The following is a 24804-nucleotide window of genomic DNA, read 5'->3' as shown; positions in this document are numbered from 1 at the left end:
TGCCCGGTGCCGTGAGGCGCAACATATAAGCGAACTTGGTTCGTACATTATTCAAACGCCGCAGGAGAGACTTGCAATGGCTCAGCAAATAGCTGGTCGTCAACCGCGCTACAAGCGCATTCTTCTCAAACTTAGCGGCGAGGCCCTGATGGGGTCGGAAGATTTCGGCATCGATCCCAAGGTTCTTGACCGTATGGCGCTTGAGGTTGGCCAGCTGGTCGGCATCGGTGTGCAGGTTGGTCTGGTTATCGGCGGTGGTAACCTGTTCCGTGGTGCTGCGCTGAGTGCGGCGGGTATGGATCGTGTCACCGGCGACCACATGGGAATGCTGGCCACTGTTATGAACGCCCTGGCCATGCGCGACGCCCTTGAGCGCTCGAATATTCCGGCAATTGTTATGTCTGCCATCTCCATGGTTGGGGTGACGGATCACTACGACCGTCGCAAGGCCATGCGTCATCTGAAGACCGGTGAAGTGGTTATTTTTGCTGCCGGTACCGGTAACCCGTTCTTCACCACTGACTCCGCTGCCTGCCTGCGCGCAATCGAAATCGATGCCGATGTGGTTCTGAAGGCAACGAAAGTGGATGGCGTTTATACTGCTGACCCATTCAAAGACCCGCACGCTGAGAAGTTCGACCGTCTGACTTATGACGAAGTGCTCGATCGCAAGCTGGGAGTTATGGATCTGACTGCAATCTGCCTTTGCCGCGATCACGCGATGCCATTGCGCGTATTCAATATGAACAAGCCCGGCGCACTGCTGAATGTTGTGGTTGGCGGCGCTGAAGGCACTCTCATCGAGGAAGAAACCAATGATCAATGAGATTAAAAAAGACGCCCAGGTGCGCATGCAGAAGAGTCTGGAGTCGCTGGCTCATGCGTTCAGCCGCATCCGTACTGGCCAGGCTCACCCAAGCATCCTGGCGGGCGTGATGGTTCCATACTACGGTGCTGACACCCCGATCAACCAGGTTGCCAGTGTAACCGTTAAGGATTCGCGCACCCTGCAAGTGGTGGCTTTTGAGCGCAACATGTTGGCGGCTGTGGATAAGGCTATCCAGAGCTCCGGTCTGGGGTTCAACCCGACTAACCTGGGCGAGTTGCTGCTGGTGACCATGCCTGCGCTGACCGAAGAAACCCGACGTGGTTTCACCAAGCAAGCGCGCGACGCGGCTGAAGATGCCCGTGTTGCTGTGCGTAACATTCGTCGTGATGCGCTGAGTCAGGTCAAAGATCTGGTCAAGGAGAAGGAAATCAGCGAAGACGAAGAGCGCCGTGCCGCTGACGATATCCAAAAGATCACCGATAAGTTTGTGGGTGAGATTGATGCTGCTGTTAAGCAGAAAGAAGCGGATTTGATGGCCGTTTAACGGTCATTTATTTGCCATGAATAAAACCAATAAAAACGCCCAGGTCGCGGTACCGCGGCATGTGGCGATTATTATGGATGGCAACAATCGCTGGGCGAAGAAGCGTCTTCTGCCCGGCGTAGCCGGCCATAAAGCTGGTGTCGATGCCGTTCGTGCTGTGATTGAAGTGTGCGCAGAGGCTGGAGTTGAAGTACTAACCCTGTTCGCTTTCTCCAGTGAAAACTGGCAGCGCCCTGCTGAAGAAGTCAGTGCGCTGATGGAGCTTTTTCTTGGCGCCTTGCGCCGCGAGGCGAAAAAGCTGGATGCCAATGACATCAGTCTGCGCATTATTGGCGATCGCTCCCGATTCCACCCGGAACTGCAAGCCGCTATGCGCGAAGCTGAAGCCCAGACGGCGGGTGATCGGCGCTTTGTCCTGCAGGTAGCCGCTAATTATGGTGGTCAGTGGGATATTGCCCAGGCCGCTCAGCGTCTTGCCCGTGAGGTGCAGGGCGGTCATCTGCGACCTGAAGATATTACCCCTGGATTACTGCAGAACTGCCTGGTAACAGGGGATCTGCCGTTGCCTGATCTGTGTATTCGCACCGGTGGTGAGCACCGCATCAGTAATTTCCTGCTGTGGCAGTTGGCCTATACCGAACTCTACTTCTCCGACCTGTACTGGCCGGACTTCAAACACGACGCCATGCGCAACGCCTTGGCTGACTATGCAAGCCGCCAGCGCCGCTTTGGCAAGACGAGCGAGCAGGTGGCTGCTGAGGCGCGCACTTAATGCTTAAACAAAGGATCATCACGGCGCTATTTATGCTGCCGGTTGCTTTGTGTGGATTCTTTTTGCTGAACCATGGCTGGTTCGCGCTGTTTATTGGCGCAGTGGTCACGGTGGGAGCATGGGAGTGGGCGCGTCTTGCTGGTTATGCAGGTCAGGTGAAGCGGGTGGGGTATGCCGCTGTGGTGGCTGCCTTACTAAGCATCCTATATCAACTGCCACAGCTGGCTGCTTGGGTATTGCTGCTGGGGGTGTGTTGGTGGGGTGTCGCTACGATGCTAGTGCTGAAGTATCCCGCTAGCAGCCGGCTTTGGTCTGCAGGCACTGCGCGCATGGTGATAGGTCTGTTGATTCTGATCCCTGCTTGGCAGGGCTTGGTGCTATTTAAACAGTGGCCCGAGTCCAACTCCCTGATTCTGGCTGTTATGGTTTTGGTCTGGGGGGCTGATATCGGGGCATATTTTTCCGGAAGACGTTTTGGTAAGCGTAAGTTGGCTCCTCAGGTCAGTCCAGGCAAAAGCTGGGAAGGTGTCTACGGCGGATTGGTGGCGACGCTGGTTATTTGTGCAGGCGTTTCTTATTACCGTGACTGGTCTCTAGGTATTGCGGTGCTGGCAATGGCAGCTACTGTTCTGATCGTATTTGCTTCGGTGGTCGGTGATTTAACCGAAAGTATGTTTAAGCGCCAGGCTGGTCTGAAAGACAGCAGTAATCTGCTGCCGGGGCATGGCGGCATTCTAGATCGTATTGATAGCCTCACTGCCGCAATCCCTGTTTTTGCCGCGGTTCTTTGGCTGTCGGGCTGGGGTTCAGTGTGAGCAGTGTTCAGCAGATAACTGTGTTGGGCGCCACCGGCTCCATTGGTCTGAGTACGTTGGATGTGATTGCCCGCCATCCAGAGCGCTACCGTGCGTTTGCGCTTACTGGTTTCAGTCGCACGGAAGAGCTCTATGCGCTGTGCTGCAAGCATAAGCCGAGTTACGCAGTATTGCCTGATGCTGCTTCGGCTCAGGCGCTTGAACGTCGGTTGCGTGAGCAAGGGTTGACTACTGAAGTGCTGCATGGCGAGGCAGGATTGTGCGCTGTAGCCTCACATGCTGATGTTCATGCTGTGATGGCGGCAATTGTCGGTGCCGCAGGTTTGCCGCCCACGTTGGCGGCTGTTGAGGCCGGCAAAAAAATTCTGCTGGCCAACAAAGAAGCGCTGGTAATGTCGGGCGCTCTGTTTATGCAGGCGGTCAAGAAAAGCGGATCAGTCTTGTTGCCTATCGACAGCGAGCACAATGCTATTTTTCAATGCTTGCCTGTGGACTATGCCCGCGGCATGGCTGCTGTAGGTGTGCGTCGTATCTTGTTGACTGCGTCGGGTGGGCCATTCCGTCAGTTGCCAGTGGATGAACTGGAAAACGTTAGTTTGGCGCAAGCGTGTGCGCACCCTAACTGGTCAATGGGCCGGAAAATTTCTATCGATTCGGCCAGCATGATGAACAAGGGGCTCGAGTTGATCGAGGCTTGCTGGTTGTTTGATGTAGCTCCGGCACAAGTTGAGGTTGTCGTCCACCCGCAGAGTGTTATCCACTCTTTAGTTGATTATGTAGACGGTTCAGTGTTGGCGCAGTTGGGCAACCCTGACATGCGTACACCGATTGCAAACGCATTGGCCTGGCCAGAAAGAATTGAATCGGGCGTGGCTCCATTGGATCTGTTCACGATCGCCCGGCTTGATTTTCAGGCGCCTGATGAGGTGCGTTTTCCTTGTCTGCGACTGGCTCGTGAAGCTGCTCAGGCGGGTGGAACGGCTCCGGCGATGCTCAATGCTGCTAACGAAGTGGCTGTGGGTGCATTTATCGAAGGTCATATTCGCTTTACACAAATCCCGGCTATGATCGAAAGCGTTCTGCAGGCTGAGCCTGTTCGTGCTGCTGACAGTCTGGATGCTGTTTTTTCTGCTGATCGCCGGGCGCGTGAGCTGGCTGGGCATTGGCTAAGTCGGCGTTGATTGCTGGCACGGAGTTGTTCCATGAGTGCGCTTTACATGATCGTCGGCACCCTGATTGCGTTGGGTGTATTGGTTACCATTCACGAGTTCGGACATTTCTGGGTAGCGCGTCGCTGTGGTGTGAAGGTGCTGCGCTTCTCTGTCGGCTTCGGTACACCCTTGTACCGTTGGTATGACCGTCAGGGGACTGAGTTTGTTTTGGCTGCCATCCCATTGGGCGGCTACGTGAAAATGCTAGATGAGCGAGAAGAGCACGTACCTGAGCATCTGGCTGAACAGGCATTCAACCGTAAAAGTGTTCGTCAGCGCATTGCAATCGTAGCGGCTGGCCCTCTGGCTAACTTTATTCTCGCCGTGGTGTTCTTCTGGGCCATTGCAATGATTGGCGTGCAGCAGGAGCGCGCTGTGATAGGTGCGGTTGCTCCAGGCAGTTTGGCTGATGTTGCTGGGCTGGTCAGTGGTGAGGAAATTGTTGCGGTTGATGGCGTTGAAACCAGCGGCTGGTCTGCCATCGGCTTTAGACTGATCAATCGGCTGGGGGAGAGTGGTCAGCTGAGTATTTCCGTTGCTGAGCCAAACTCTACACTGATTAAAACCAAGCAGATTGAGCTGGTCGACTGGCAGCGTGGTGTCGATGAGCCTGATCCAATCGGCTCCTTGGGTATACGTCCGTGGCGACCTGCGATAGAGCCGGTGCTTGCTGAGTTGGACCCTAAAGGTCCTGCTGTTGCAGCGGGTCTGAAGGTCGGAGATCGCTTGCTCGCGCTTAATGGCCAGCCGTTGGCTGACTGGCAGGATGTAGTGACCTTGTTGCAGGGCTTACCTGGAAAGCCTGTTACGCTGCAGATTGAGCGAGGCGGTTCTAGTCAGAGCATGACTGTGAACTTGGCTGTACGTGAAGTGGGGGATCAGAAGCTGGGGTATCTGGGGGCTGGTGTTGCCGGTGCACCATGGCCGCCAGAGATGCTCCGTGAGATCAGCTTCGGGCCCGTTGAGGCCGTGGCTGAAGGACTTAGAAACACTTGGTCTGTGTCGGTTCTTACGCTTAATTCAATCAAAAAAATGCTGTTTGGTGAGCTCTCGGTAAAAAACTTGAGCGGGCCGATAACCATTGCTAAAGTGGCGGGCGCTTCAGCTGAATCGGGCTTGAGTCACTTTCTTAAGTTTCTCGCCTATTTAAGCATTAGCCTGGGGGTATTGAATTTATTGCCGATCCCCGTGCTGGATGGCGGGCACCTGCTCTTTTATCTGGTTGAATGGGTGCGTGGTCGCCCGTTGTCAGAACGGGTTCAGGGCTGGGGGATGCAAATTGGCATCAGTCTGGTAATAGGGGTGATGTTGTTAGCTCTTATTAACGACTTGAGCCGGTTGTAAGCGCCTCTGAATTTCAAATCTGTCGCCTCAGGCGACAGTTTTTTATTGTCAGTTTGAATAAGAAAGGACTTCATGAAACGTCTGCTGCTACCTGCGGTTATTGCCGCACTGATGATCACCGAAGTTCACGCCGAGTCCTTCACCATTTCTGACATCCGGGTAACCGGTTTGCAGCGTGTTTCCGCCGGCAGTGTGTTCGGGGCCTTACCGCTGAGTGTCGGTGAAAATGCTGATGACCGCTCGCTGGTAGAAGCTTCGCGTCAGTTGTTCAAGACCGGTTTCTTCCAGGATATCCAGCTTGGACGCGACGGCAATGTGCTGGTTGTTAGTGTGGTTGAGCGTCCATCAATCTCCAGTATTGAGATCGAAGGTAACAAGGCGATCAGCAGTGAAGACCTGCTCAAAGGTCTGAACCAGTCAGGCTTGGCTGAGGGCGAGATCTTCCAGCGAGCAACACTCGAAGGCGTTCGTAACGAGTTGCAACGCCAATATGTTGCCCAAGGACGCTATTCTGCAGAAATTGAAGCAGAAGTGATCCCGCAGCCGCGCAACCGCGTGGCGCTGAAGATCAACATTAATGAAGGTTCAGTAGCGGCGATTCAGCACATCAACGTAGTGGGCAATAGTGTGTTCTCTGACGAGGACTTGCTTGCTCTGTTTGAACTGAAAACCACCAACTGGCTGTCTTTCTTCCGTAACGACGACAAATACGCGCGGGAAAAACTTTCCGGTGACCTTGAGCGTCTGCGTTCCTACTACTTGGATCGCGGCTATATCAATATGGATATCAGCTCGACTCAGGTATCGATCACTCCAGACAAAAAGCACGTTTATGTAACGGTCAATGTTGACGAGGGTGAAAAATTTACCGTTCGCGACGTGAAGCTTAGCGGTGAACTTAAAGTCGCTGAGGATGAAATTCGTAATCTGCTGCTGGTTAAGGAAGGGCAGGTTTTCTCGCGCAAGGTCATGACCACGACCTCCGAGCTGATCACCCGTCGCCTGGGGAATGAAGGCTATACCTTTGCAAACGTGAACGGTGTACCTGAGGCGCACGATGATGGCACCGTCTCAATCACCTTCGTGGTTGATCCTGGTAAGCGCGCCTATGTGAATCGCATTAATTTCCGTGGCAACACTAAGTCTGAGGATGAAGTGTTGCGTCGCGAAATGCGTCAGATGGAAGGTGGCTGGGCCTCTACTTATCTTATTGACCAGTCAAAGACTCGACTTGAGCGACTCGGCTATTTCAAGGAAGTCAACGTCGAAACCCCACAAGTGCCCGGCACTGATGATCAGGTTGACGTGAACTACACCGTTGAGGAACAACCGTCCGGCTCGATCACCGCCAGTGTTGGTTTTGCTCAGAACGCCGGTTTGATTCTGGGAGGTTCGATTACTCAGAATAACTTCCTCGGTACCGGGAATCGCGTGAGCCTCGGTCTGACCCGAAGCGAGTACCAGAGTAACTACAACTTCGGCTTTGTTGATCCGTACTGGACGCCAGATGGTGTGAGTCTGGGTTACAACGCCTTCTTCCGGGAAATTGATTACGATGAGCTGGATACTGATGTCTCCAGTTATGCTGTAGACAGCTATGGTGCGGGCGTCAATATCGGTTACCCGATCAGCGATACTTCTCGACTGACGTACGGTTTGTCCGTTCAGAATGACTCGATCAATACCGGTCGCTACACGGTTGATGAAATCTTCGACTTCATCAATAAAGAAGGTGATGACTACCTGAACTTCAAGGCTTCGATTGGTTGGTCCGAGTCGACGCTAAACCGTGGCATGCTGGCTAACCGTGGTCATTCGCAGAGCCTTGTGCTCGAAACCACTATTCCAGGCAGTGATCTGTCTTTTTACAAGATTGACTACCGTGGCCAGATCTTCAAACCCCTCACTGATACCTACACTCTGCGTTTCCACACAGAGCTAGGTTACGGTGACGGTTACGGTTCAACCGATGGCCTGCCGTTCTATGAGAACTACTACGCAGGTGGTTTCAACTCAGTACGGGGTTTCCGCGATAATAGTTTGGGACCACGCAGCACGCCTAGCCGTGCCTACCCAAATCTGCCAGCGGATCATAAGGACAATATAGGCAAGTGCAACCCGCAGACTGGTGTGTGTACCGATCCTGATCAGGATGATTTGCCATTCGGTGGTAATATCCTCGTGCAGGGTGGTGTGGAACTGCTGTTCCCAATGCCATTTGTCAAAGACCAGCGTTCGCTGCGCACAGCACTGTTTTGGGACGTGGGTAACGTCTTCAGCAGTAACTGTGGTAGTAATCAGGCGAATTGCAGTGACATTGATGCGGGTGAGTTGGCCAGTTCTGTCGGTGTGGGACTGACTTGGATCACCGCGTTGGGTCCATTGAGCTTCAGCTTGGCGATGCCAATCGTCAAACCTGATGACGCTGATACTCAGGTCTTCCAGTTCTCCCTTGGCCAGACGTTCTAACCTAGTCAAATCGAATACCAACAGTTTTTCAGGAGTTGCAGCGTGCGTAAGTTGACTCAGCTGGTTGTTTTAAGTGTTGTGATGTTTGCAACCCCCGCTTTTGCAGAAATGAAAATCGCGGTTTTGAATTATCAAATGGCTCTGCTTGAGTCCGATGCAGCCAAGCGTTACGCCGTGGATGCCGAGAAGAAATTTGGTCCTCAGCTGAACCGCTTGAAAACGCTGGAAAGCGACGCCAAGCGTATTCAGGACCGCTTGGTGAAAGATGGCGAGAAGATGCAAACCGCAGAACGCGAGCGTCTTGAGCTTGAATTCAAGCAGAAAGCCCGTGATTTCCAGTTCCAGTCCAAGGAGCTGAACGAGTCCAAAGCCGTTGCTGATCGTGAAATGCTCAAGAAGCTGAAGCCGAACCTGGATAAGGCTGTTGAGGACGTCATTAAGCGTGGTAACTACGATCTGGTTCTTGAGCGTGGTGCTGTGGTGGACGTGAAACCGCAGTTCGACATTACCCGCCAGGTTATTGAGGCTATGAACAAACTGCGTTGATTATGACTTCTACAGTGTTCACTCTCGGCGAACTCGCTGAGCGTCTCGGGGCTACTCTCAGTGGCCCTGCTGATAAAATTGTATCGGGTCTGGCAACTTTGCAGGATGCCGGACCGGAACATCTGACTTTCCTGGCCAATTCCCAGTATCGAAAGTTTCTTGCATCTACTCAGGCAGGCGCCGTTCTGCTCACCGAGGCTGATGCTCAGGGTTATGACGGCAACGCACTGGTTGTCAGCAATCCCTATCTGGCTTATGCAGAACTTTCTCATCTGTTTGATCGCAAACCCCGAGCTTTACCCGGGGTGCACCCCACGGCACTCATTGCCGACGGGGCTCAGGTAGACCCTTCTGCCTCAATTGGCGCTTATGCGGTGATTGAAGCTGGCGCACAAATTGCCGCTAATGTGACCGTTGGTGCTCAATCCTTTGTCGGTGCGCGTTCGGTGATTGGAGAGGGGGGCTGGCTGGCTCCCCGCGTCACGTTGTACCACGACGTGCGGATCGGTAAACGCGTGGTGATCCAGTCGGGAGCAGTAATTGGTGGGGAAGGTTTTGGCTTCGCGAACGAGAAGGGTGTCTGGCAGAAGATCGCCCAGATCGGTGGAGTCAGTATTGGTGATGATGTTGAGATCGGTGCTAATACAACGGTTGACCGTGGCGCACTGTCTGACACCTTGATCGGAAACGGCGTCAAGCTGGATAACCAGATTATGATCGCGCACAACGTTCAGATCGGTGACAACACCGCGATGGCAGGCTGTTGTGGGATTTCCGGCAGTACCAAAATCGGTAAGAACTGCATGATTGCGGGTGGCGTCGGAATGGTCGGCCATATTGAGGTGTGCGACAACGTCTTCGTTACCGGCATGACCATGGTGACGCGTAATATTACGGAGCCTGGCTCCTACTCTTCAGGGACTGCTATGCAGCCCGCTGGCGAGTGGCGCAAGAGTGCGGCCCGAATTCGCCAGTTGGACGATATGGCACGTCGTCTTCAACAGTTGGAAAAGCAGCTTGAGGCCGTGACCTCAGCGGGCGACATTTCATCTGATGCCTGAGCCGGTAATTTAATACCGGTTTCTTTATTTTCTCTGACAGGCTTCTCAGCACATGATGGACATTAATCAGATTCGCGAATACTTGCCTCACCGTTATCCATTTCTTCTCGTGGATCGCGTGGCAGAGCTGGATATTGAAGGCAAGTGGATTCGTGCCTACAAGAATGTCAGTATCAATGAGCCGTTTTTTAACGGTCACTTCCCTGAGCACCCGATCATGCCGGGCGTTCTGATCATCGAAGCCATGGCGCAAGCAGCGGGTATTCTTGGTTTTAAAATGATGGATGCAAAGCCGACTGACGGTACGCTGTACTACTTTGTCGGTTCAGACAAGCTGCGTTTCCGCCAGCCAGTTGTGCCGGGTGACCAGCTTATGCTTGAGGCTAAATATTTAAGCAATAAGCGCAGTATCTGGAAGTTTGAATGCACGGCGAGCGTAGATGGTAAGGAAGTCTGCTCGGCCGAAATCATCTGTGCGGAACGCAAACTATGAGTTTGATTGACCCTCGCGCCATTATCGATCCCACTGCCAGGCTTGCTGACGACGTTGTTGTTGGCCCTTGGACAATCATTGGAGCCGATGTGGAAATTGCTGAGGGAACAGTCGTCGCGTCTCACGTGGTCATTAAAGGTCCGACGAAGATTGGTAAGCACAATCGTATTTACCAATTTTCAACGATTGGTGAGGACACGCCTGATCTGAAGTATCAAGGTGAGCCAACGCGTCTGGTGATCGGTGATCACAATGTGATTCGTGAAGGGGTCACCATTCACCGTGGTACGGTTCAGGATCGTAGTGAGACGACGATTGGGGACCATAACCTGATCATGGCTTATGCACATATTGGCCATGACAGTGTTATTGGGAACCACTGCATTCTCGTGAACAACACGGCACTGGCTGGGCACGTATGGGTTGATGACTGGGCAATCCTGTCCGGCTACACGCTGGTGCATCAGTTCTGTCATATCGGTGCGCACAGTTTCTCCGGCATGGGGACAGCTATTGGTAAAGACGTACCTGCTTATGTGACGGTCTTCGGTAATCCTGCTGAGGCCCGCAGCATGAACTTTGAAGGCATGCGTCGTCGTGGCTTCTCTGCTGAGGCCATTACCGCACTGCGCCGGGCTTACAAAATTGTTTACCGTCAGGGGCTGACTGTTGAACAGGCGATGGCAGAGCTGAATGAGTCGGCTGGGGTATTCCCAGAGGTTGCAGTCTTCCGCGACTCGATTTTGGCCTCAAAGCGCGGCATTACCCGCTAAGTTATGGCTGAGTTACTGACGGTTGCACTGGTTGCGGGTGAGGCCTCCGGCGATATTCTTGGTTCAGGCCTGATGCAGGCACTTAAGGCGCGTCATCCGAATGTTCGTTTTATCGGTATCGGCGGGCCGCTGATGAGCGCTCAGGGGCTGAACTCCTATTTTCCAATGGAACGTCTGGCCGTTATGGGCTTGGTGGAGGTGCTGGGGCGCTTGCCCGAGCTGCTGTCGCGGCGTAAACGTCTGATCAAGACGCTGATTGCCGAGAAGCCGGATGTTTTTATCGGTATCGATGCCCCGGATTTCAATCTGAATGTTGAGCTCAAGCTGCGTCAAGCTGGAATCAAAACGGTGCACTATGTCAGCCCTTCGGTATGGGCATGGCGGCAAAAGCGTGTACTGAAGATTCGCGATGCGTGCGATCTCATGCTGACGTTGTTCCCGTTTGAGGCGCGATTTTACGAAGAGCACCAGGTGCCGGTGCGCTTTGTAGGTCACCCGCTGGCGGACACAATCCCGCTTGAAGCTGATCGAGCCGAAGCGCGCCATGCGCTTAGCCTGCCCCACGATCAGCCGGTCGTGGCTTTGCTTCCCGGCAGTCGTGGCGGAGAAGTCGCCCGTCTGGGAGAGTTGTTTCTGGATGCAGCAGAGTCTCTTCGGGCGATGCGTCCAGGCATTGAGTTTGTTCTACCTTGCGCAAGTACTGAGCGGCGTGAGCAGCTTGAACATATGTTGGCGAGTCGTGATTTGTCCCTAACATTGCTCGATGGTCGCTCTCATGAGGCGCTGGCTGCTTGTGACGCGGTTTTGATCGCTTCTGGTACCGCGACCCTTGAGGCTTTGTTGTATAAGCGCCCGATGGTGGTGGCCTACAAGGTTGCACCTATGACTTATCGCATTCTCAAACGGCTGGTAACGAGCGCTTATATCTCTTTGCCTAACTTGCTTGCTCAGCGTTTGCTGGTGCCAGAAATGATTCAAGATGCGGCCACGCCTGAGGCGCTGGCGGAAGCGCTGTCTCCCTTGATTGATGGCGGGCAGATTCAGACAGAGGGCTTTGATGTGATCCATCGCTCTTTGCGTCGCAGTGCGTCCGAGCAGGCAGCAGATGCTGTATTGACGTTAGTAGGCCATGCCTGATGCAGCTTGGAATGGATTTTTCGCTGGTACAGGAACTGGTTGCCGGTGTTGATGAGGTTGGGCGTGGTCCGCTGTGTGGTGCTGTGGTCACGGCTGCGGTGATCTTGGACCCGCAGCGGCCAATTCTGGGTTTGAATGACTCCAAGAAACTTTCAGAAGCTCGCCGTGAAAAGCTGTTTGATGAAATTCAGGAAAAGGCTTTGGCATGGTCTATCGCCAGGGCTGAAGTTGAAGAGATTGACCGTCTGAATATCCTCCACGCCACAATGTTGGCGATGCAGCGTGCAGTTGAGGGCCTACGGGTAACCCCGGAGTTAGCGTTGATCGACGGCAATCGCTGCCCGAAGCTCAATGTGCCAAGCGCTGCTGTGGTCAAGGGCGATAGCCAGGTTCCGGCTATTGCTGCTGCTTCGATTCTGGCCAAGGTCAGTCGTGATCGCGAGATGCTTGTGCTGGATCAGCAGTATCCGGGCTACGGCATTGCTGGGCATAAGGGCTACCCAACCCCGGTGCACCTTGAAGCGTTGCGTCGCTTGGGGCCAACGCCGATTCACAGGCGCTCGTTTGGGCCGGTCAAAGCGCTGCTGCAGGACTGATCCACGCCAACTTTCCACGAGTGGGTCGGTCTGAACATACACTTGTGGCGCACCTGCCGCTTGACTGTACAATCCCTCTTTTGTCGTTTCTCCTGCTTTGTTTAGGGCTGCCATGACTCCTTCATTCGTCCACCTGCGTCTACATACCGAGTTTTCCCTTGTAGATGGATTGGTACGGGTTAAACCTCTGGTCAAGTCGGTAGCAGCGGCGGGCATGCCTGCGGTAGCTGTCACTGATATGAGCAATATGTGCTCATTGGTGAAGTTCTATAAAACGGCCATGGGCGGTGGCATCAAGCCGATTTGCGGTGCAGATATCTGGCTGGCCAGTGCCGAGGAGGACGGTCCGCTGAGCCGTATGACCCTATTGGCCATGAATGCCAAGGGTTACCGTAATCTGACTGAGCTGGTTTCCCGGGGATGGACCGAAGGGCAGAGCAATGATCTGGTCATTATTCAGCGCGACTGGGTCAAAGAGGCGGCCGAAGGGCTGATTGCACTGTCCGGCGCTAAAGAGGGTGAGATCGGGCAGGCCCTGCTAAGCGGTGAGGACGCCACTGCGCAAGCCTTACTTGAAGAGTGGATGTCGGTATTCACGGATCGTTTTTACCTCGAGCTGCAACGCACTAATCGGGTTAACGATGAAGAGTATCTGCATCTGGCGGTGGCGCTTGCCGATCGTTGTGGTGCACCGTTGGTTGCAACCAACGATGTGCGATTCATCAAGCAGGATGACTTTGAGGCCCACGAGACGCGGGTTTGCATTGGTGAAGGGCGCACGCTGGATGACCCGCGTCGGCCGCGTAACTATTCCGATCAGCAGTACCTGAAGTCGCCGGCTGAAATGGCTGAGCTCTTCAGTGACTTACCGGAGGCGCTGGAAAACACGGTTGAAATTGCCAAGCGCTGTAATATTGAGGTTCAGCTGGGCAAATACTTCCTGCCGGACTTCCCGACGCCAAATGGCATGGGGATTGATGATTATTTGCGCCATGCCTCTTTTGAAGGCCTTGAAGAGCGTCTGGCCATTCTGCTGCCCAAAGACACACCCGATTATGATGCCAAGCGTCAGGTATACATCGACCGGCTGAATTTTGAGCTGGATATCATCATCCAGATGGGATTCCCTGGCTACTTCCTGATCGTTATGGACTTCATCAAGTGGGCCAAGAATAACGGCGTGCCGGTTGGACCGGGTCGTGGTTCGGGTGCGGGTTCTCTGGTGGCCTATGTGCTCAAGATTACTGACCTTGATCCACTGGCCTACGACCTGCTGTTCGAACGTTTCCTCAACCCTGAACGTATTTCCATGCCCGACTTTGACGTCGACTTCTGCATGGAAGGCCGTGACCGGGTGATTGATTACGTGGCTGAGGCCTACGGGCGTAACGCCGTTAGCCAGATCATCACCTTCGGCAGTATGGCGGCCAAGGCGGTGGTGCGTGACGTGGCTCGGGTGCAGGGCAAGTCTTACGGTCTGGCGGATCGCCTGTCGAAGATGATCCCATTCGAAGTCGGCATGACCCTGGAAAAGGCCTTCGAGATGGAAGAGCCGCTGCGGGACTTCCTCAAGAATGATGAAGAGGCCGCTGAAATCTGGGACATGGCCTTGAAATTGGAAGGCATTACCCGAGGTACCGGTAAGCATGCCGGTGGTGTAGTAATCGCTCCAACCAAGCTAACCGACTTTGCGCCTATCGCCTGTGATGAGGAAGGCGGCGGTCTCGTTACACAGTTCGATAAAGACGACGTGGAGGCTGCGGGGCTGGTGAAGTTCGACTTCCTCGGCTTGCGTACGCTGACCATCATCAAGTGGGCAATGGAGATCATTAACCGTGAGCAGGCTAAAAAGGGCCTGGAGCCGGTGAATATTGACTTCATCCCTCTGGATGACAAAGCCACCTACGCGATGTTGCAGAAGGCCGAAACTACGGCGGTTTTCCAGCTGGAATCCCGTGGGATGAAGGAACTGATCAAAAAGCTCAAGCCTGACTGCTTGGAAGACATGATCGCTCTGGTAGCCCTGTTTCGTCCCGGTCCTCTGCAATCGGGCATGGTGGACGACTTCATCAACCGTAAGCATGGTCGCGCAGAGCTTTCCTATCCGCATCCGGATTATCAGTACGCAGGCCTTGAGCCCGTACTCAAGCCTACTTACGGCATCATTCTGTATCAGGAACAGGTGATGCAGATTGCGCAGGTCATGGCTGGCTACACCCTGGGTGGTGCGGACATGCTGCGCCGGGCTATGGGTAAGAAAAAACCCGAGGAAATGGCCAAGCAGCGCGGCGGCTTTATTGAAGGTTGCGCCAAAAACAATATTGATGCCGACTTGGCGGGCAACATCTTTGACCTCGTGGAAAAATTTGCGGGTTACGGCTTTAACAAGTCGCACTCTGCCGCTTATGGACTTGTTTCGTATCAGACCGCTTGGCTGAAGACACACTTCCCGGCGCCGTTTATGGCTGCGGTGCTGACTGCGGATATGCAGAACACCGACAAGATCGTGACCCTGATTGAAGAGTGTCGCAGCATGAAGCTGCGTATCGTTGCCCCGGATGTAAACAACTCCGAGTTCCGCTTTACCGTGGATGATGATGGGCAGATTGTTTATGGTCTGGGCGCGATCAAGGGCGTGGGTGAAGGGCCGGTTGAAGCCATTACCGAATGCCGACACGAGGGTGGTCCATTCAAAACGTTGTTTGATTTCTGTGATCGGGTTGATCTCAAGCGTATTAACAAGCGTACGCTGGAGGCGTTGATCCGTGCAGGCGCGCTGGATCGGTTAGGTCCGCATTTCCATGAAGAGCCCAAGGCCTATCAGGCTAACATTGACCGTAACCGGGCAGTCCTGCTGGCAGCGATGGAGGAAGCTATTCAGGCCGCAGAGCAGACAGCGCGTAGCCATGATAGCGGCCATATGGACCTGTTCGGTGGGGTGTTCGCCGACGCTGATGCAGACGTTTATGCGAACCACCGCAATGCCCGTGAGTGGACACTCAAGGAGCGTCTCAAGGGTGAGAAGGACACGCTGGGTCTGTACCTGACCGGTCACCCTATTGATGAATATGAAGGTGAAGTCCGGCGTTTTGCCCGCCAGCGCATTATTGATTTGAAGCCGGCCCGTGATACTCAGACGGTTGCAGGGTTGGTCATCAACCTGCGGGTTATGAAGAACAAGAAAGGCGACAAAATGGGCTTTATTACCCTGGATGACCGTTCCGGGCGTATTGAGGCATCGTTGTTTGCTGAAGCGTTTAACAGTGCTCAGGCGTTATTGCAGACAGACGCGCTGGTGGTGGTCGAAGGGGAGGTTAGCAATGATGATTTCTCCGGCGGTATGCGCCTGCGCGCCAAGCGTGTCATGAGTCTTGAAGAAGCACGCACAGGGCTGGCGGATAGCTTGCGTTTGAAGGTCACCACGGCGGATCTTCAGGGCGAGCGTCTGCGTTGGTTACAGGACCTATGTAAGCGGCACAAAGGGGCTTGCCCGATCAGTGTTGATTACACCCGTGAGGACGCCAAGGCCCTGTTGCAGTTCGGAGAGCAGTGGAAAATCGAACCTGCAGATAGTCTGATTCAGGCATTGCGTGACCAGTTTGGTCGTGACAACGTCTTTTTGCACTACCGCTAAAATTTAGGTGGGCGAAGAGCTCACCGCGCGGAACTGACATCCGAGGTGTGCGGCATTGAAAGATTTCGTGCCGAACCGGGTGTCGACCAGAGTGCGCTTGCTGCTATAAGGTAGAGCGCGATTACGGATACAGCTCCCCGGCCACTCGGCCGTCGACGCAAGACGGATGAATATGAACCCGAATTATCTCGATTTCGAACAGCCGATCGCCGACCTGCAAGCCAAGATCGAAGAGCTTCGCCTGGTTGGTAACGACAACTCGTTGAATATCAGCGATGAAATCGCCCGCCTGCAGGACAAAAGCCAGTCGCTGACGGCTAGCATTTTCGGCAATCTCAGCAGCTGGCAGATTGCCCAGTTGGCGCGCCACCCGCGCCGCCCGTATACGCTCGACTATCTTCAGCATGTTTTCACTGAGTTCGATGAGTTGCACGGTGATCGCCACTTTTCTGATGATGCTGCCATCGTAGGTGGTGTTGCTCGTTTGGATGGTGAGCCGGTGATGGTGATCGGACACCAGAAAGGTCGTGATATCCGCGAAAAAGTGCGCCGCAACTTCGGTATGCCGCGTCCTGAGGGCTATCGTAAGGCCTGCCGCCTGATGGAAATGGCTGAGCGTTTCAAAATGCCGATCATTACCTTCATTGATACGCCGGGTGCATACCCTGGCATTGATGCGGAAGAGCGTAACCAGAGTGAGGCGATTGCCTGGAACTTACGCGTGATGGCTCGCCTGAAAACTCCTATCATTGCCACCGTTATTGGTGAGGGTGGTTCCGGTGGTGCGTTGGCCATTGGTGTCTGTGATCAGCTGAACATGCTGCAGTACTCCACTTATTCGGTGATTTCGCCGGAGGGTTGTGCCTCCATTTTGTGGAAAACCGCTGAGAAAGCGCCTGACGCTGCAGAGGCTATGGGTATTACGGCTGAGCGCCTGAAAGGTCTTGGAATCGTTGATCAGGTGATTAATGAGCCGCTCGGTGGTGCTCACAGCAATCCTGCAGCTGCAGCTGAATCCATCCGCCAGGCACTGCTTGAGCAATTGAAAACTCTCAAGGCACTTGATACCGAAGCGCTGCTGCAGCGTCGTTATGAGCGCCTGATGAGTTACGGCATCGCCTAAATGACCCTGCGTGCCAGGTTGCTGGAGCAACTGGCTCCCTGGCGCGCAGCTCCGGCCTGGCGGGTGGCATTATCCGGTGGGCTGGATTCCACAGTGCTTCTGCATGCACTGGTACAGCTTGCGCAGCGCGAGTCTCTCCCACCTATTTCCGCTATTCACATCCATCATGGTCTGCAAGCTGCGGCCGATGCTTGGCCAGAACATTGCCGTGCGCTGTGTGCTGGTCTTCATGTCCCGCTTGAGATCGTGTACGTGCAGGTCGAAGATACGGGAAGTCTAGAGCAACGTGCCCGCGAAGCTCGCTATCAGGCATTTACAGAGCGCCTTGGGGCTGATGAAGTGATGTTCGTGGCCCAGCATCGTGATGACCAGGCTGAAACGTTGTTGTTTCGTCTGGTGCGAGGCGCGGGAGTGCAGGGGTTGGCAGCTATGCCAGTCATACGCCCGCTGGGTGCTGGGCACTTGGTGAGGCCGCTTCTGGGGTTTTCTCGTGCTGAACTGCAGGAATATGCTGATGAGCATGGGTTGCACTGGGTAGAAGACCCGTCTAATTCCGATGAGCATTTCTCCCGTAACTATTTACGCCAGCAGGTGATGCCTCAATTAGCGAAACGTTGGCCACAGGTTTCCATGGCGATGGCGCGCTCAGCTGCGCACCAGGCAGAGGCCGGTGAATTATTAGATGAACTGGCGGCGATTGATCTATTGGATGCTGCAGACTCGTCTGGTATTGGCTGGCTGGGGCTGCCGTCTCTCAATCTTGAAGTTTTGCGTGGTCTTAGTGAGGCCCGGCAGCGTAACGCGCTGCGCTTCTGGTTGCGGCCATTCACACGTATGCCAGACAGTGTGCACTGGGCAGGGTGGGTGGCGCTACGTGATGCTGATGCTGATGCGGTGCCGGTCTGGCGTCTGCATTCGGGTGAGCTCAGGCGTACGGGAGGGCGTGTGTGGTGGCTTAGTGGCTGTTGGCTCCAGCCTGTGGCGGAGCACGAGTGGCCTGTGCGTAGTGGGCAAGCTCTATGCCTGCCGGGTAATGGGCGGGTCGAAGTCGGTGTGTTGCCGAGCGTTGGGCATTACACCGTAGGTTACAGGCGTCCGGGAGAGGTGGCTGAGGTGAGCGGGCGTGGGCGTCGCGACCTCAAGCGGTTGCTAAATGAGTTGTGTATTCCTGTATTTGTCCGTGACCGATTGCCGCTGCTGCGTCGCGATGGTGCGGTTGTGGCGATTGCTAATGTCCCGCAATTGCGCTCGATTGTTGGAGATCGCGGCTTAATTAACTGGATTCCTCCGACGAGTGATCAAGGTTTGAGCTGATAAGCCCTTTCGGGTAGACTACGCTCCCGTCTTACTACAGCTTTTGTCGACTCCTCTGGATTCGGCAGGGCTAGCTCATTGCGTAATGCAGTGGGTGGCTTCAGTTTTCCTTCGCTTTCTTCGGCGGTACTGACCGCCTAAACGCAGACTTCTAGGGTTTTTCATGACGCGCTACATCTTCGTCACAGGTGGTGTTGTTTCTTCATTGGGGAAAGGCATTGCCTCGGCATCTTTGGCGGCTATCCTGGAGGCGCGGGGCCTGAAGGTCACCATGCTCAAACTGGACCCATACATCAACGTCGACCCGGGCACTATGAGCCCGTTCCAGCACGGTGAGGTGTTCGTCACCCACGATGGCGCTGAGACCGACCTTGACCTGGGCCACTATGAGCGGTTTATCCGCACCACCATGACCCAGAACAACAACTTCACCACTGGCCGCGTGTACGAAGACGTACTGCGCCGTGAGCGCCGTGGTGATTATCTGGGAGCAACCATCCAGGTTATTCCGCACATCACCGACGAGATCAAGCGTCGCATCATCAAAGGCGCCGCTGGTGCCGATGTTGCCATGGTTGAAATTGGCGGCACTGTGGGGGACATCGAGTCGCAACCGTTCCTTGAGGCGATTCGCCAATTGCGTGTTGAAGTGGGTGCCAAGCGCGCCATGCTGATGCACCTGACCCTGGTTCCGTATATCGCCACCGCTGGCGAAACCAAAACCAAGCCGACTCAGCACTCCGTGAAGGAGCTGCGTTCTATCGGCCTTCAGCCTGATGTGCTGATCTGCCGTTCCGATCACCCGATCGATGTGGCCTCGCGCCGCAAGATCGCGCTCTTCACTAACGTTGAAGAGCGTGCGGTGATTTCGCTGGAAGATGTCGACACCATCTACAAGATTCCGGGCGTGCTGCATGCTCAGGGGCTGGATGATTTCGTTGTTGAGCGCTTTGCGCTGGAGTGTGGCAGTGCTGATCTGTCCGAATGGGACCGTGTCGTTGACGCCAAGCTCAATCCGGAAAAAGAAGTCACCATCGCCATGGTCGGTAAGTACATGGAGCTGCTGGATGCCTACAAGTCCCTAATTGAGGCGATGAGCCACGCGGGTATTCAGAATCGCACCAAGGTCAACCTGCGTTATATCGATTCCGAAGACATCGAGAACAAAGGCACCGACATCCTTGAAGGCGTTGACGCCATTCTGGTTCCGGGCGGCTTTGGTCTGCGCGGTGTAGAAGGCAAGATCAAGACCGTTCAATACGCCCGCGAGAATAAGATCCCTTATTTGGGTATTTGCCTGGGTATGCAGGTGGCGGTTATCGAGTACGCCCGTAACGTACTGGGATGGAAGGATGCCAACTCCACTGAGTTTGATGCAGCCAGCCAACACCCGGTCGTTGGTCTGATCACTGAGTGGCAGGACGCCAGCGGCGCAACCGAGCAGCGTACAGATGCCTCTGATCTGGGCGGTACCATGCGTTTGGGCGGCCAGGAATGCCAGCTTGAATCGGGGTCTCAGGTCCATGCCTGCTACGGCAAGGACGTGATTGTTGAACGTCATCGTCACCGCTATGAGGTCAACAATAACCTGTTGCCGCAGCTGACAGCTGCTGGCCTTAAAGTCACCGGTCGCTCCAGTGACGGAGCGTTGGTTGAAGTGGTTGAGGCGCCGGATCATCCGTGGTTCGTGGCCTGCCAGTTCCACCCCGAGTTCACCTCGACGCCACGGGATGGCCATCCGCTGTTCAGTGGCTTTGTCAACGCAGCACTGGCGCAGCAAGCGAAGAAGGCCTGATTTATGGCGCAGAAGATCATCAAGGTCGGCAACATTGAAATTGCCAACGACAAACCGTTTGTTCTGTTTGGCGGGATCAATGTCATCGAGTCCCGTGATCTGGCCATGCGCGCGTGCGAAGAGTACGTGCGGGTGACTGAGAAACTGGGTATTCCGTACGTCTTCAAAGCTAGCTTTGACAAGGCTAACCGTTCCTCAATCAACTCCTTCCGTGGCCCAGGCCTGGAAGAGGGGATGAAAGTTTTTGAGGAAATCAAAAAGACGTTTGCCGTCCCGGTGATCACTGATGTGCATGAGCCGCACCAGGCTCAGCCGGTTGCAGATGTATGCGACATCATTCAGCTGCCGGCTTTTCTGTCCCGGCAGACTGATCTGGTAGTGGCCATGGCCAAGACCGGTGCGGTCATCAACATCAAGAAAGCCCAGTTTCTGGCACCCCAGGAAATGAAACATATCCTGACCAAGTGCGAAGAAGCCGGGAATGACCAGCTGATTCTGTGCGAACGAGGCTCGTCATTCGGATACAACAACCTGGTTGTAGACATGCTGGGCTTTGGCATCATGAAGCAGACCAATTACCCGGTCTTTTTCGATGTCACCCATGCGCTGCAAATGCCTGGGGGGCGTTCCGATTCAGCGGGTGGACGTCGTGCACAGGTCACTGATCTGGCCAAGGCTGGTATGAGCCAGGGGTTGGCAGGCTTGTTCCTTGAGGCCCACCCTGATCCTGATAATGCCAAGTGTGATGGCCCGTGTGCCTTGCGCCTGGACAAGCTTGAGCCGTTCCTGACTCAGCTCAAGCAGCTGGATGATTTGATCAAGAGTTTTGCACCCATCGAAACAGCCTGATCAGGCTGTTTCGATAATGTACCTTCGCTGCTATCAGCTTTTGTGCCAGAGAGCAGGCAGTTGGCAGTGAAGCTACGGCTATTACCCTTCCTCAATATTTTGGAGTGCTACACGCAATGGCAAAAATCGTCGACATCAAAGGCCGCGAGGTTCTGGATTCCCGTGGTAATCCGACTGTGGAAGCCGACGTAATCCTCGAGGGCGGCATCATCGGTAGCGCTTGCGCGCCGTCTGGTGCGTCTACCGGTTCCCGTGAAGCGCTGGAACTGCGTGATGGCGACAAGAGCCGTTACCTGGGTAAAGGCGTTCTTAAAGCTGTGGCCAACGTAAATGGTCCGATCCGCGACCTGCTGCTGGGCAAAGATGCCACTAATCAGCAGGCTTTGGACCGCGCGATGATCGAGCTGGACGGCACTGAAAACAAAGCAAATCTGGGCGCTAATGCCATTCTGGCAGTGTCCTTGGCGGCTGCTAAAGCTGCAGCTCAGGCCAAAGGTGTACCGCTGTACGCACACATTGCAGACTTGAACGGCACCCCGGGCGTTTACTCCATGCCGGTTCCGATGATGAACATCATCAACGGTGGCGAGCATGCTGATAACAATGTTGATATCCAGGAGTTCATGGTTCAGCCGGTTGGTGCCAAGAACTTTGCCGATGCACTGCGCATGGGCGCCGAAATTTTCCACCACCTCAAAGCTGTACTGAAGGCCCGTGGTCTGAACACTGCGGTAGGTGATGAAGGTGGTTTTGCACCGAACTTGGCCTCCAACGAAGATGCGCTGGCTGCAATCGCTGAAGCCGTTGCCAATGCTGGTTACAAGCTGGGTGATGATGTCACTCTGGCTCTGGATTGCGCTTCCAGCGAGTTCTTCAAAGATGGCCAGTACGATCTGGCTGGCGAAGGCAAAGTATTCAACGCCGAAGGTTTTGCCGATTATCTGGCTGGCCTGACTCAGCGTTACCCGATCATCTCCATCGAAGACGGTATGGATGAGTCAGATTGGGCAGGCTGGAAAGTGCTGACTGACAAGATCGGTGAGAAGGTTCAGCTGGTCGGTGACGACCTGTTCGTAACCAACACCAAGATCCTCAAGCGCGGCATTGAAGAGAAGATCGGTAACTCGATCCTGATCAAGTTCAACCAGATCGGTTCGCTGACTGAAACCCTGGAAGCCATCCAGATGGCTAAGGCGGCTGGTTTCACTGCTGTGATCTCCCACCGCAGCGGCGAGACTGAAGACAGCACCATTGCTGACTTGGCTGTTGGTACTGCCGCTGGCCAGATCAAGACTGGCTCGCTGTGCCGTTCTGACCGCGTTTCCAAGTACAACCAACTGCTGCGCATTGAAGAGCAACTGGCTGGCAAGGCTCCCTACAAGGGGCGTGCCGAGTTCCGCGGCTAAGTTCTAAGCAGTAATTTGTACTGACTATCGCTTTGGGTCGCATTGCTCGTTTTGTCGCGAGCCAAGGCATGGTAAAAGAGGGGCGACATTTGTCGCCCCTCGCTCGTCTGGAATCTGTTGCATCTATGCGTAATCAATCATTCTGGGTGTTTGTCGTGCTACTGGCTTTGCTGGCCGGCTTGCAGTATCGCCTGTGGGTGGGGGATGGCAGCCTTGCGCAGGTACGCGAGCTTAAACAGCAGATTGTTGATCAGCAGGGCGAAAACGAGCAGCTCCAGGAGCGTAACCGGATTCTTGAGGCTGAAGTGATGGAACTCAAAAGCGGTATGGAGACCGTTGAGGAGCGCGCCCGCCATGAGCTGGGTATGCTTAAGGAAGGCGAAACCCTTTATCAGTTGGCCGAATGACGCACTCAGATCATCCCCCCTTTTTCTGGGCACTGATTCCCGCCGCCGGGATCGGTAGCCGGATGCGAGCCGACAGGCCCAAGCAGTATTTGCAGTTGGTCGACAAGACCATCATCGAACACACTCTGAATTGCTTTCTGGATCATCCACAGTTGCGCGGCATTGTCGTCAGCCTGGCTGAGCATGACCCTTACTGGCATGCGTTGCCCTGTGCCGGTGATGCGCGAATTGTGCGCGCGGACGGCGGTGCAGAACGTGCTGATTCTGTGCTGAATGGTTTACTCAAACTGACTGAGCTGGGCGCCAGGGACCATGACTGGGTGCTGGTGCATGATGCAGCGCGGCCAAATTTGTCCCGGGCCGATCTGGATCTGCTGCTAAGTGAGTTGGCAGATGATCCGGTCGGTGGTTTGTTGGCGGTCCCAGCGCTAGATACCTTGAAACGGGCCGGTGCGGATGGTCGTGTGCAGAGTACGGTAGATCGCTCAACAATCTGGCAGGCGTTAACTCCGCAAATGTTCCGTGTCGGTGAGTTGCAGCGCGCTATGGCCGATGCACTGATTGCGGGTGTGGTGGTTACTGATGAGGCGTCTGCAATCGAGTGGAGCGGCAAGTCACCACGTCTGGTTGAGGGGCGCTCGGATAACATTAAGGTCACTCGACCTGAAGACCTGCTCAGTTTGAGTCGTCTCTGGCTGCACCGCACCTGATCAAGTGCGGTATTCGCTGCGTTCAGATAAGCCTTTCTTTAGATGGTCCACCAGTTGCCGCACTTTTGGCGACAGGTGGCGCTGCTGCGGATACAGCGCCCAGACAGCAGTATCCGGTGGTTGCTGATTTTCCAGTAATGACACCAGTGCGCCGCTGCGCAGGTGTTCCAATACGTAGTAATCCGGTAGTTGGCACAGCCCCATTCCGCGTAGGGTGGCCTCCAGTACTGCCTGACCACTGTTGCAGCGCCAGTTGCCTTTGACCCGGATGCTGGCGTCACGTCCGCCGTTCTGGAAATTCCACAGGTCGGTACTGCCTATCAGGCAGTTGTGCCGGGCTAGTTCTGAGAGGCTGTGGGGGCGGCCATAATGTTCGAGGTACGCTGGGGCTGCACAAAGGTACATCTGCCGGGGAGCAAGCCGGCTGGCAACCAGTCGTGAATCTTGCAGGCGTCCCAGGCGGATAGCCAAATCAAGCCCCTCATGCAGCAAGTCGAGGGTGCGGTTACTCAGTTCGATCTCAACCCGTAGCTGCGGGTATTGCAGCATGAAGTCGGTCACCAGTGGGGCGATAAAACGCTCTCCGTAGGCCACGGCGCATGTCATGCGCAGCAGCCCTTTGGGTTCGCTGCCTAAATCTCCCATCGCGCGCAGCGCTTCTTCCCGCGCATCTTGAAGTCGCTGGCAGTGTTGGAGAAAAGTGCTGCCTGCTTCCGTTAGGGCGACACGTCGGGTGCTACGGTAAAACAGTCGGGTTTGCAGGCGCTCTTCAAGACGGGCGATCTGTCGGCTGACTTGCGAAGAGGAGAGGCCTAGTCGCTCAGCTGCTGCCGTGAATTGGCCGCATTCGGCAACGGCGACAAATTCGTCAATTCCTTCCCAGCGGTTCATGTGAGGCTCGTTGTTGGGGGTGATTATCCCTATATAGCAAGAATGTTTTGTTTTTTGTTCGATTATTTATCGCATGCATTGATCT

Annotated in this window: 22 protein-coding genes; 21 read left to right on the top strand and 1 reads right to left on the bottom strand. The window is 54.7% G+C overall.

Annotated elements, in window-relative coordinates; translation table 11 throughout:
• The first annotated feature begins 76 nt into the window (after positions 1 to 76).
• From pyrH to ispD, 21 genes are all read left to right on the top strand, one after another.
• The gene (gene pyrH, locus AO726_RS02945; RefSeq protein WP_058066550.1) at positions 77 to 826 is read left to right on the top strand and encodes a UMP kinase; all 750 of its coding nucleotides are present in this window, start codon (positions 77 to 79) and stop codon (positions 824 to 826) included.
• Entirely contained in the window at positions 816 to 1373 is a 558-nt protein-coding gene (gene frr, locus AO726_RS02940; RefSeq protein ID WP_058066549.1) for a ribosome recycling factor, read from the top strand. Before pyrH ends, frr begins: the two co-directional genes overlap by 11 nt.
• Before the next feature lie 16 nt (positions 1374 to 1389).
• On the top strand, positions 1390 to 2145 hold the full coding sequence (gene uppS / locus AO726_RS02935) for a polyprenyl diphosphate synthase (RefSeq protein ID WP_058066548.1): 756 nt from the start codon (positions 1390 to 1392) through the stop codon (positions 2143 to 2145).
• Positions 2145 to 2960: a phosphatidate cytidylyltransferase gene (locus AO726_RS02930; protein WP_058066547.1), complete on the top strand. Its 816-nt coding sequence runs from the start codon at positions 2145 to 2147 to the stop codon at positions 2958 to 2960. The genes uppS and AO726_RS02930 overlap by 1 nt, the downstream gene beginning before the upstream one ends.
• A complete protein-coding gene (gene ispC / locus AO726_RS02925) occupies positions 2957 to 4141 on the top strand; it encodes a 1-deoxy-D-xylulose-5-phosphate reductoisomerase (protein WP_058066546.1) in 1185 nt (394 codons plus the stop codon). The genes AO726_RS02930 and ispC overlap by 4 nt, the downstream gene beginning before the upstream one ends.
• Positions 4142 to 4162: 21 nt before the next feature.
• On the top strand, positions 4163 to 5515 hold the full coding sequence (gene rseP / locus AO726_RS02920; protein ID WP_058066545.1) for a sigma E protease regulator RseP: 1353 nt from the start codon (positions 4163 to 4165) through the stop codon (positions 5513 to 5515).
• A gap of 72 nt (positions 5516 to 5587) precedes the next feature.
• Positions 5588 to 7984, top strand: coding sequence for an outer membrane protein assembly factor BamA (gene bamA, locus AO726_RS02915; protein ID WP_058066544.1), 2397 nt, complete (start codon positions 5588 to 5590; stop codon positions 7982 to 7984).
• A 42-nt stretch (positions 7985 to 8026) separates the two neighbouring features.
• Complete coding sequence (locus tag AO726_RS02910) at positions 8027 to 8530, top strand: OmpH family outer membrane protein (RefSeq protein ID WP_058066543.1); 504 nt, start codon at positions 8027 to 8029, stop codon at positions 8528 to 8530.
• A 2-nt stretch (positions 8531 to 8532) separates the two neighbouring features.
• Positions 8533 to 9591: a UDP-3-O-(3-hydroxymyristoyl)glucosamine N-acyltransferase gene (gene lpxD, locus AO726_RS02905; RefSeq protein WP_058066542.1), complete on the top strand. Its 1059-nt coding sequence runs from the start codon at positions 8533 to 8535 to the stop codon at positions 9589 to 9591.
• 52 nt (positions 9592 to 9643) lie between these two features.
• On the top strand, positions 9644 to 10084 hold the full coding sequence (gene fabZ / locus AO726_RS02900; protein ID WP_058066541.1) for a 3-hydroxyacyl-ACP dehydratase FabZ: 441 nt from the start codon (positions 9644 to 9646) through the stop codon (positions 10082 to 10084).
• Complete coding sequence (gene lpxA, locus AO726_RS02895; RefSeq protein ID WP_058066540.1) at positions 10081 to 10857, top strand: acyl-ACP--UDP-N-acetylglucosamine O-acyltransferase; 777 nt, start codon at positions 10081 to 10083, stop codon at positions 10855 to 10857. The genes fabZ and lpxA overlap by 4 nt, the downstream gene beginning before the upstream one ends.
• A 3-nt stretch (positions 10858 to 10860) precedes the next feature.
• The gene (lpxB, locus tag AO726_RS02890) at positions 10861 to 11994 is read left to right on the top strand and encodes a lipid-A-disaccharide synthase (RefSeq protein ID WP_058066539.1); all 1134 of its coding nucleotides are present in this window, start codon (positions 10861 to 10863) and stop codon (positions 11992 to 11994) included.
• Entirely contained in the window at positions 11994 to 12590 is a 597-nt protein-coding gene (gene rnhB, locus AO726_RS02885) for a ribonuclease HII (RefSeq protein WP_058066538.1), read from the top strand. Before lpxB ends, rnhB begins: the two co-directional genes overlap by 1 nt.
• 112 nt (positions 12591 to 12702) lie before the next feature.
• Positions 12703 to 16224, top strand: a complete 3522-nt coding sequence (gene dnaE, locus AO726_RS02880; RefSeq protein ID WP_058066537.1) for a DNA polymerase III subunit alpha — start codon at positions 12703 to 12705, stop codon at positions 16222 to 16224.
• A gap of 172 nt (positions 16225 to 16396) precedes the next feature.
• Positions 16397 to 17347 (top strand): acetyl-CoA carboxylase carboxyl transferase subunit alpha, encoded by a 951-nt coding sequence (accA, locus tag AO726_RS02875; protein ID WP_058066536.1) that lies wholly within the window; start codon positions 16397 to 16399, stop codon positions 17345 to 17347.
• Positions 17348 to 18661, top strand: a complete 1314-nt coding sequence (tilS, locus tag AO726_RS02870; RefSeq protein ID WP_058066535.1) for a tRNA lysidine(34) synthetase TilS — start codon at positions 17348 to 17350, stop codon at positions 18659 to 18661. It begins immediately after the preceding gene.
• A gap of 163 nt (positions 18662 to 18824) precedes the next feature.
• A complete protein-coding gene (locus tag AO726_RS02865; RefSeq protein ID WP_058066534.1) occupies positions 18825 to 20456 on the top strand; it encodes a CTP synthase in 1632 nt (543 codons plus the stop codon).
• 3 nt (positions 20457 to 20459) lie between these two features.
• Positions 20460 to 21305: a 3-deoxy-8-phosphooctulonate synthase gene (gene kdsA, locus AO726_RS02860; RefSeq protein ID WP_058066533.1), complete on the top strand. Its 846-nt coding sequence runs from the start codon at positions 20460 to 20462 to the stop codon at positions 21303 to 21305.
• A 116-nt stretch (positions 21306 to 21421) separates the two neighbouring features.
• The gene (gene eno, locus AO726_RS02855; RefSeq protein WP_058066532.1) at positions 21422 to 22711 is read left to right on the top strand and encodes a phosphopyruvate hydratase; all 1290 of its coding nucleotides are present in this window, start codon (positions 21422 to 21424) and stop codon (positions 22709 to 22711) included.
• 125 nt (positions 22712 to 22836) lie between these two features.
• On the top strand, positions 22837 to 23118 hold the full coding sequence (ftsB, locus tag AO726_RS02850; RefSeq protein ID WP_058066531.1) for a cell division protein FtsB: 282 nt from the start codon (positions 22837 to 22839) through the stop codon (positions 23116 to 23118).
• Positions 23115 to 23828, top strand: coding sequence for a 2-C-methyl-D-erythritol 4-phosphate cytidylyltransferase (ispD, locus tag AO726_RS02845; protein WP_058066530.1), 714 nt, complete (start codon positions 23115 to 23117; stop codon positions 23826 to 23828). Before ftsB ends, ispD begins: the two co-directional genes overlap by 4 nt.
• Here ispD and AO726_RS02840 read toward each other — a convergent pair whose 3' ends face one another.
• Complete coding sequence (locus AO726_RS02840) at positions 23829 to 24719, bottom strand: LysR substrate-binding domain-containing protein (protein WP_058066529.1); 891 nt, start codon at positions 24717 to 24719, stop codon at positions 23829 to 23831. It lies immediately after the preceding gene.
• Positions 24720 to 24804: the final 85 nt, after the last annotated feature.

Source organism: Pseudomonas sp. TTU2014-080ASC (assembly GCF_001446935.1).
Taxonomy (GTDB): Bacteria; Pseudomonadota; Gammaproteobacteria; order Pseudomonadales; family Pseudomonadaceae; genus Aquipseudomonas.
Note: the sequence above shows the minus strand (reverse complement) of the source record. Positions and strands in the feature narration are given on the sequence as shown.

Excerpts from the sequence above, each read along its gene's own strand:
- kdsA (WP_058066533.1), top strand. The coding sequence starts at position 20,460 with ATGGCGCAGAAGATCATCAAGGTCGGCAACATTGAAATTGCCAACGAC.
- dnaE (WP_058066537.1), top strand. The coding sequence starts at position 12,703 with ATGACTCCTTCATTCGTCCACCTGCGTCTACATACCGAGTTTTCCCTT.
- accA (WP_058066536.1), top strand. The coding sequence starts at position 16,397 with ATGAACCCGAATTATCTCGATTTCGAACAGCCGATCGCCGACCTGCAA.
- ispD (WP_058066530.1), top strand. The coding sequence starts at position 23,115 with ATGACGCACTCAGATCATCCCCCCTTTTTCTGGGCACTGATTCCCGCC.
- lpxA (WP_058066540.1), top strand. The coding sequence starts at position 10,081 with ATGAGTTTGATTGACCCTCGCGCCATTATCGATCCCACTGCCAGGCTT.
- lpxB (WP_058066539.1), top strand. The coding sequence starts at position 10,861 with ATGGCTGAGTTACTGACGGTTGCACTGGTTGCGGGTGAGGCCTCCGGC.
- eno (WP_058066532.1), top strand. The coding sequence starts at position 21,422 with ATGGCAAAAATCGTCGACATCAAAGGCCGCGAGGTTCTGGATTCCCGT.
- AO726_RS02930 (WP_058066547.1), top strand. The coding sequence starts at position 2,145 with ATGCTTAAACAAAGGATCATCACGGCGCTATTTATGCTGCCGGTTGCT.
- tilS (WP_058066535.1), top strand. The coding sequence starts at position 17,348 with ATGACCCTGCGTGCCAGGTTGCTGGAGCAACTGGCTCCCTGGCGCGCA.
- rseP (WP_058066545.1), top strand. The coding sequence starts at position 4,163 with ATGAGTGCGCTTTACATGATCGTCGGCACCCTGATTGCGTTGGGTGTA.
- lpxD (WP_058066542.1), top strand. The coding sequence starts at position 8,533 with ATGACTTCTACAGTGTTCACTCTCGGCGAACTCGCTGAGCGTCTCGGG.
- AO726_RS02865 (WP_058066534.1), top strand. The coding sequence starts at position 18,825 with ATGACGCGCTACATCTTCGTCACAGGTGGTGTTGTTTCTTCATTGGGG.
- rnhB (WP_058066538.1), top strand. The coding sequence starts at position 11,994 with ATGCAGCTTGGAATGGATTTTTCGCTGGTACAGGAACTGGTTGCCGGT.
- fabZ (WP_058066541.1), top strand. The coding sequence starts at position 9,644 with ATGATGGACATTAATCAGATTCGCGAATACTTGCCTCACCGTTATCCA.
- AO726_RS02840 (WP_058066529.1), bottom strand. The coding sequence starts at position 24,719 with ATGAACCGCTGGGAAGGAATTGACGAATTTGTCGCCGTTGCCGAATGC.
- frr (WP_058066549.1), top strand. The coding sequence starts at position 816 with ATGATCAATGAGATTAAAAAAGACGCCCAGGTGCGCATGCAGAAGAGT.
- pyrH (WP_058066550.1), top strand. The coding sequence starts at position 77 with ATGGCTCAGCAAATAGCTGGTCGTCAACCGCGCTACAAGCGCATTCTT.
- ftsB (WP_058066531.1), top strand. The coding sequence starts at position 22,837 with ATGCGTAATCAATCATTCTGGGTGTTTGTCGTGCTACTGGCTTTGCTG.
- uppS (WP_058066548.1), top strand. The coding sequence starts at position 1,390 with ATGAATAAAACCAATAAAAACGCCCAGGTCGCGGTACCGCGGCATGTG.
- bamA (WP_058066544.1), top strand. The coding sequence starts at position 5,588 with ATGAAACGTCTGCTGCTACCTGCGGTTATTGCCGCACTGATGATCACC.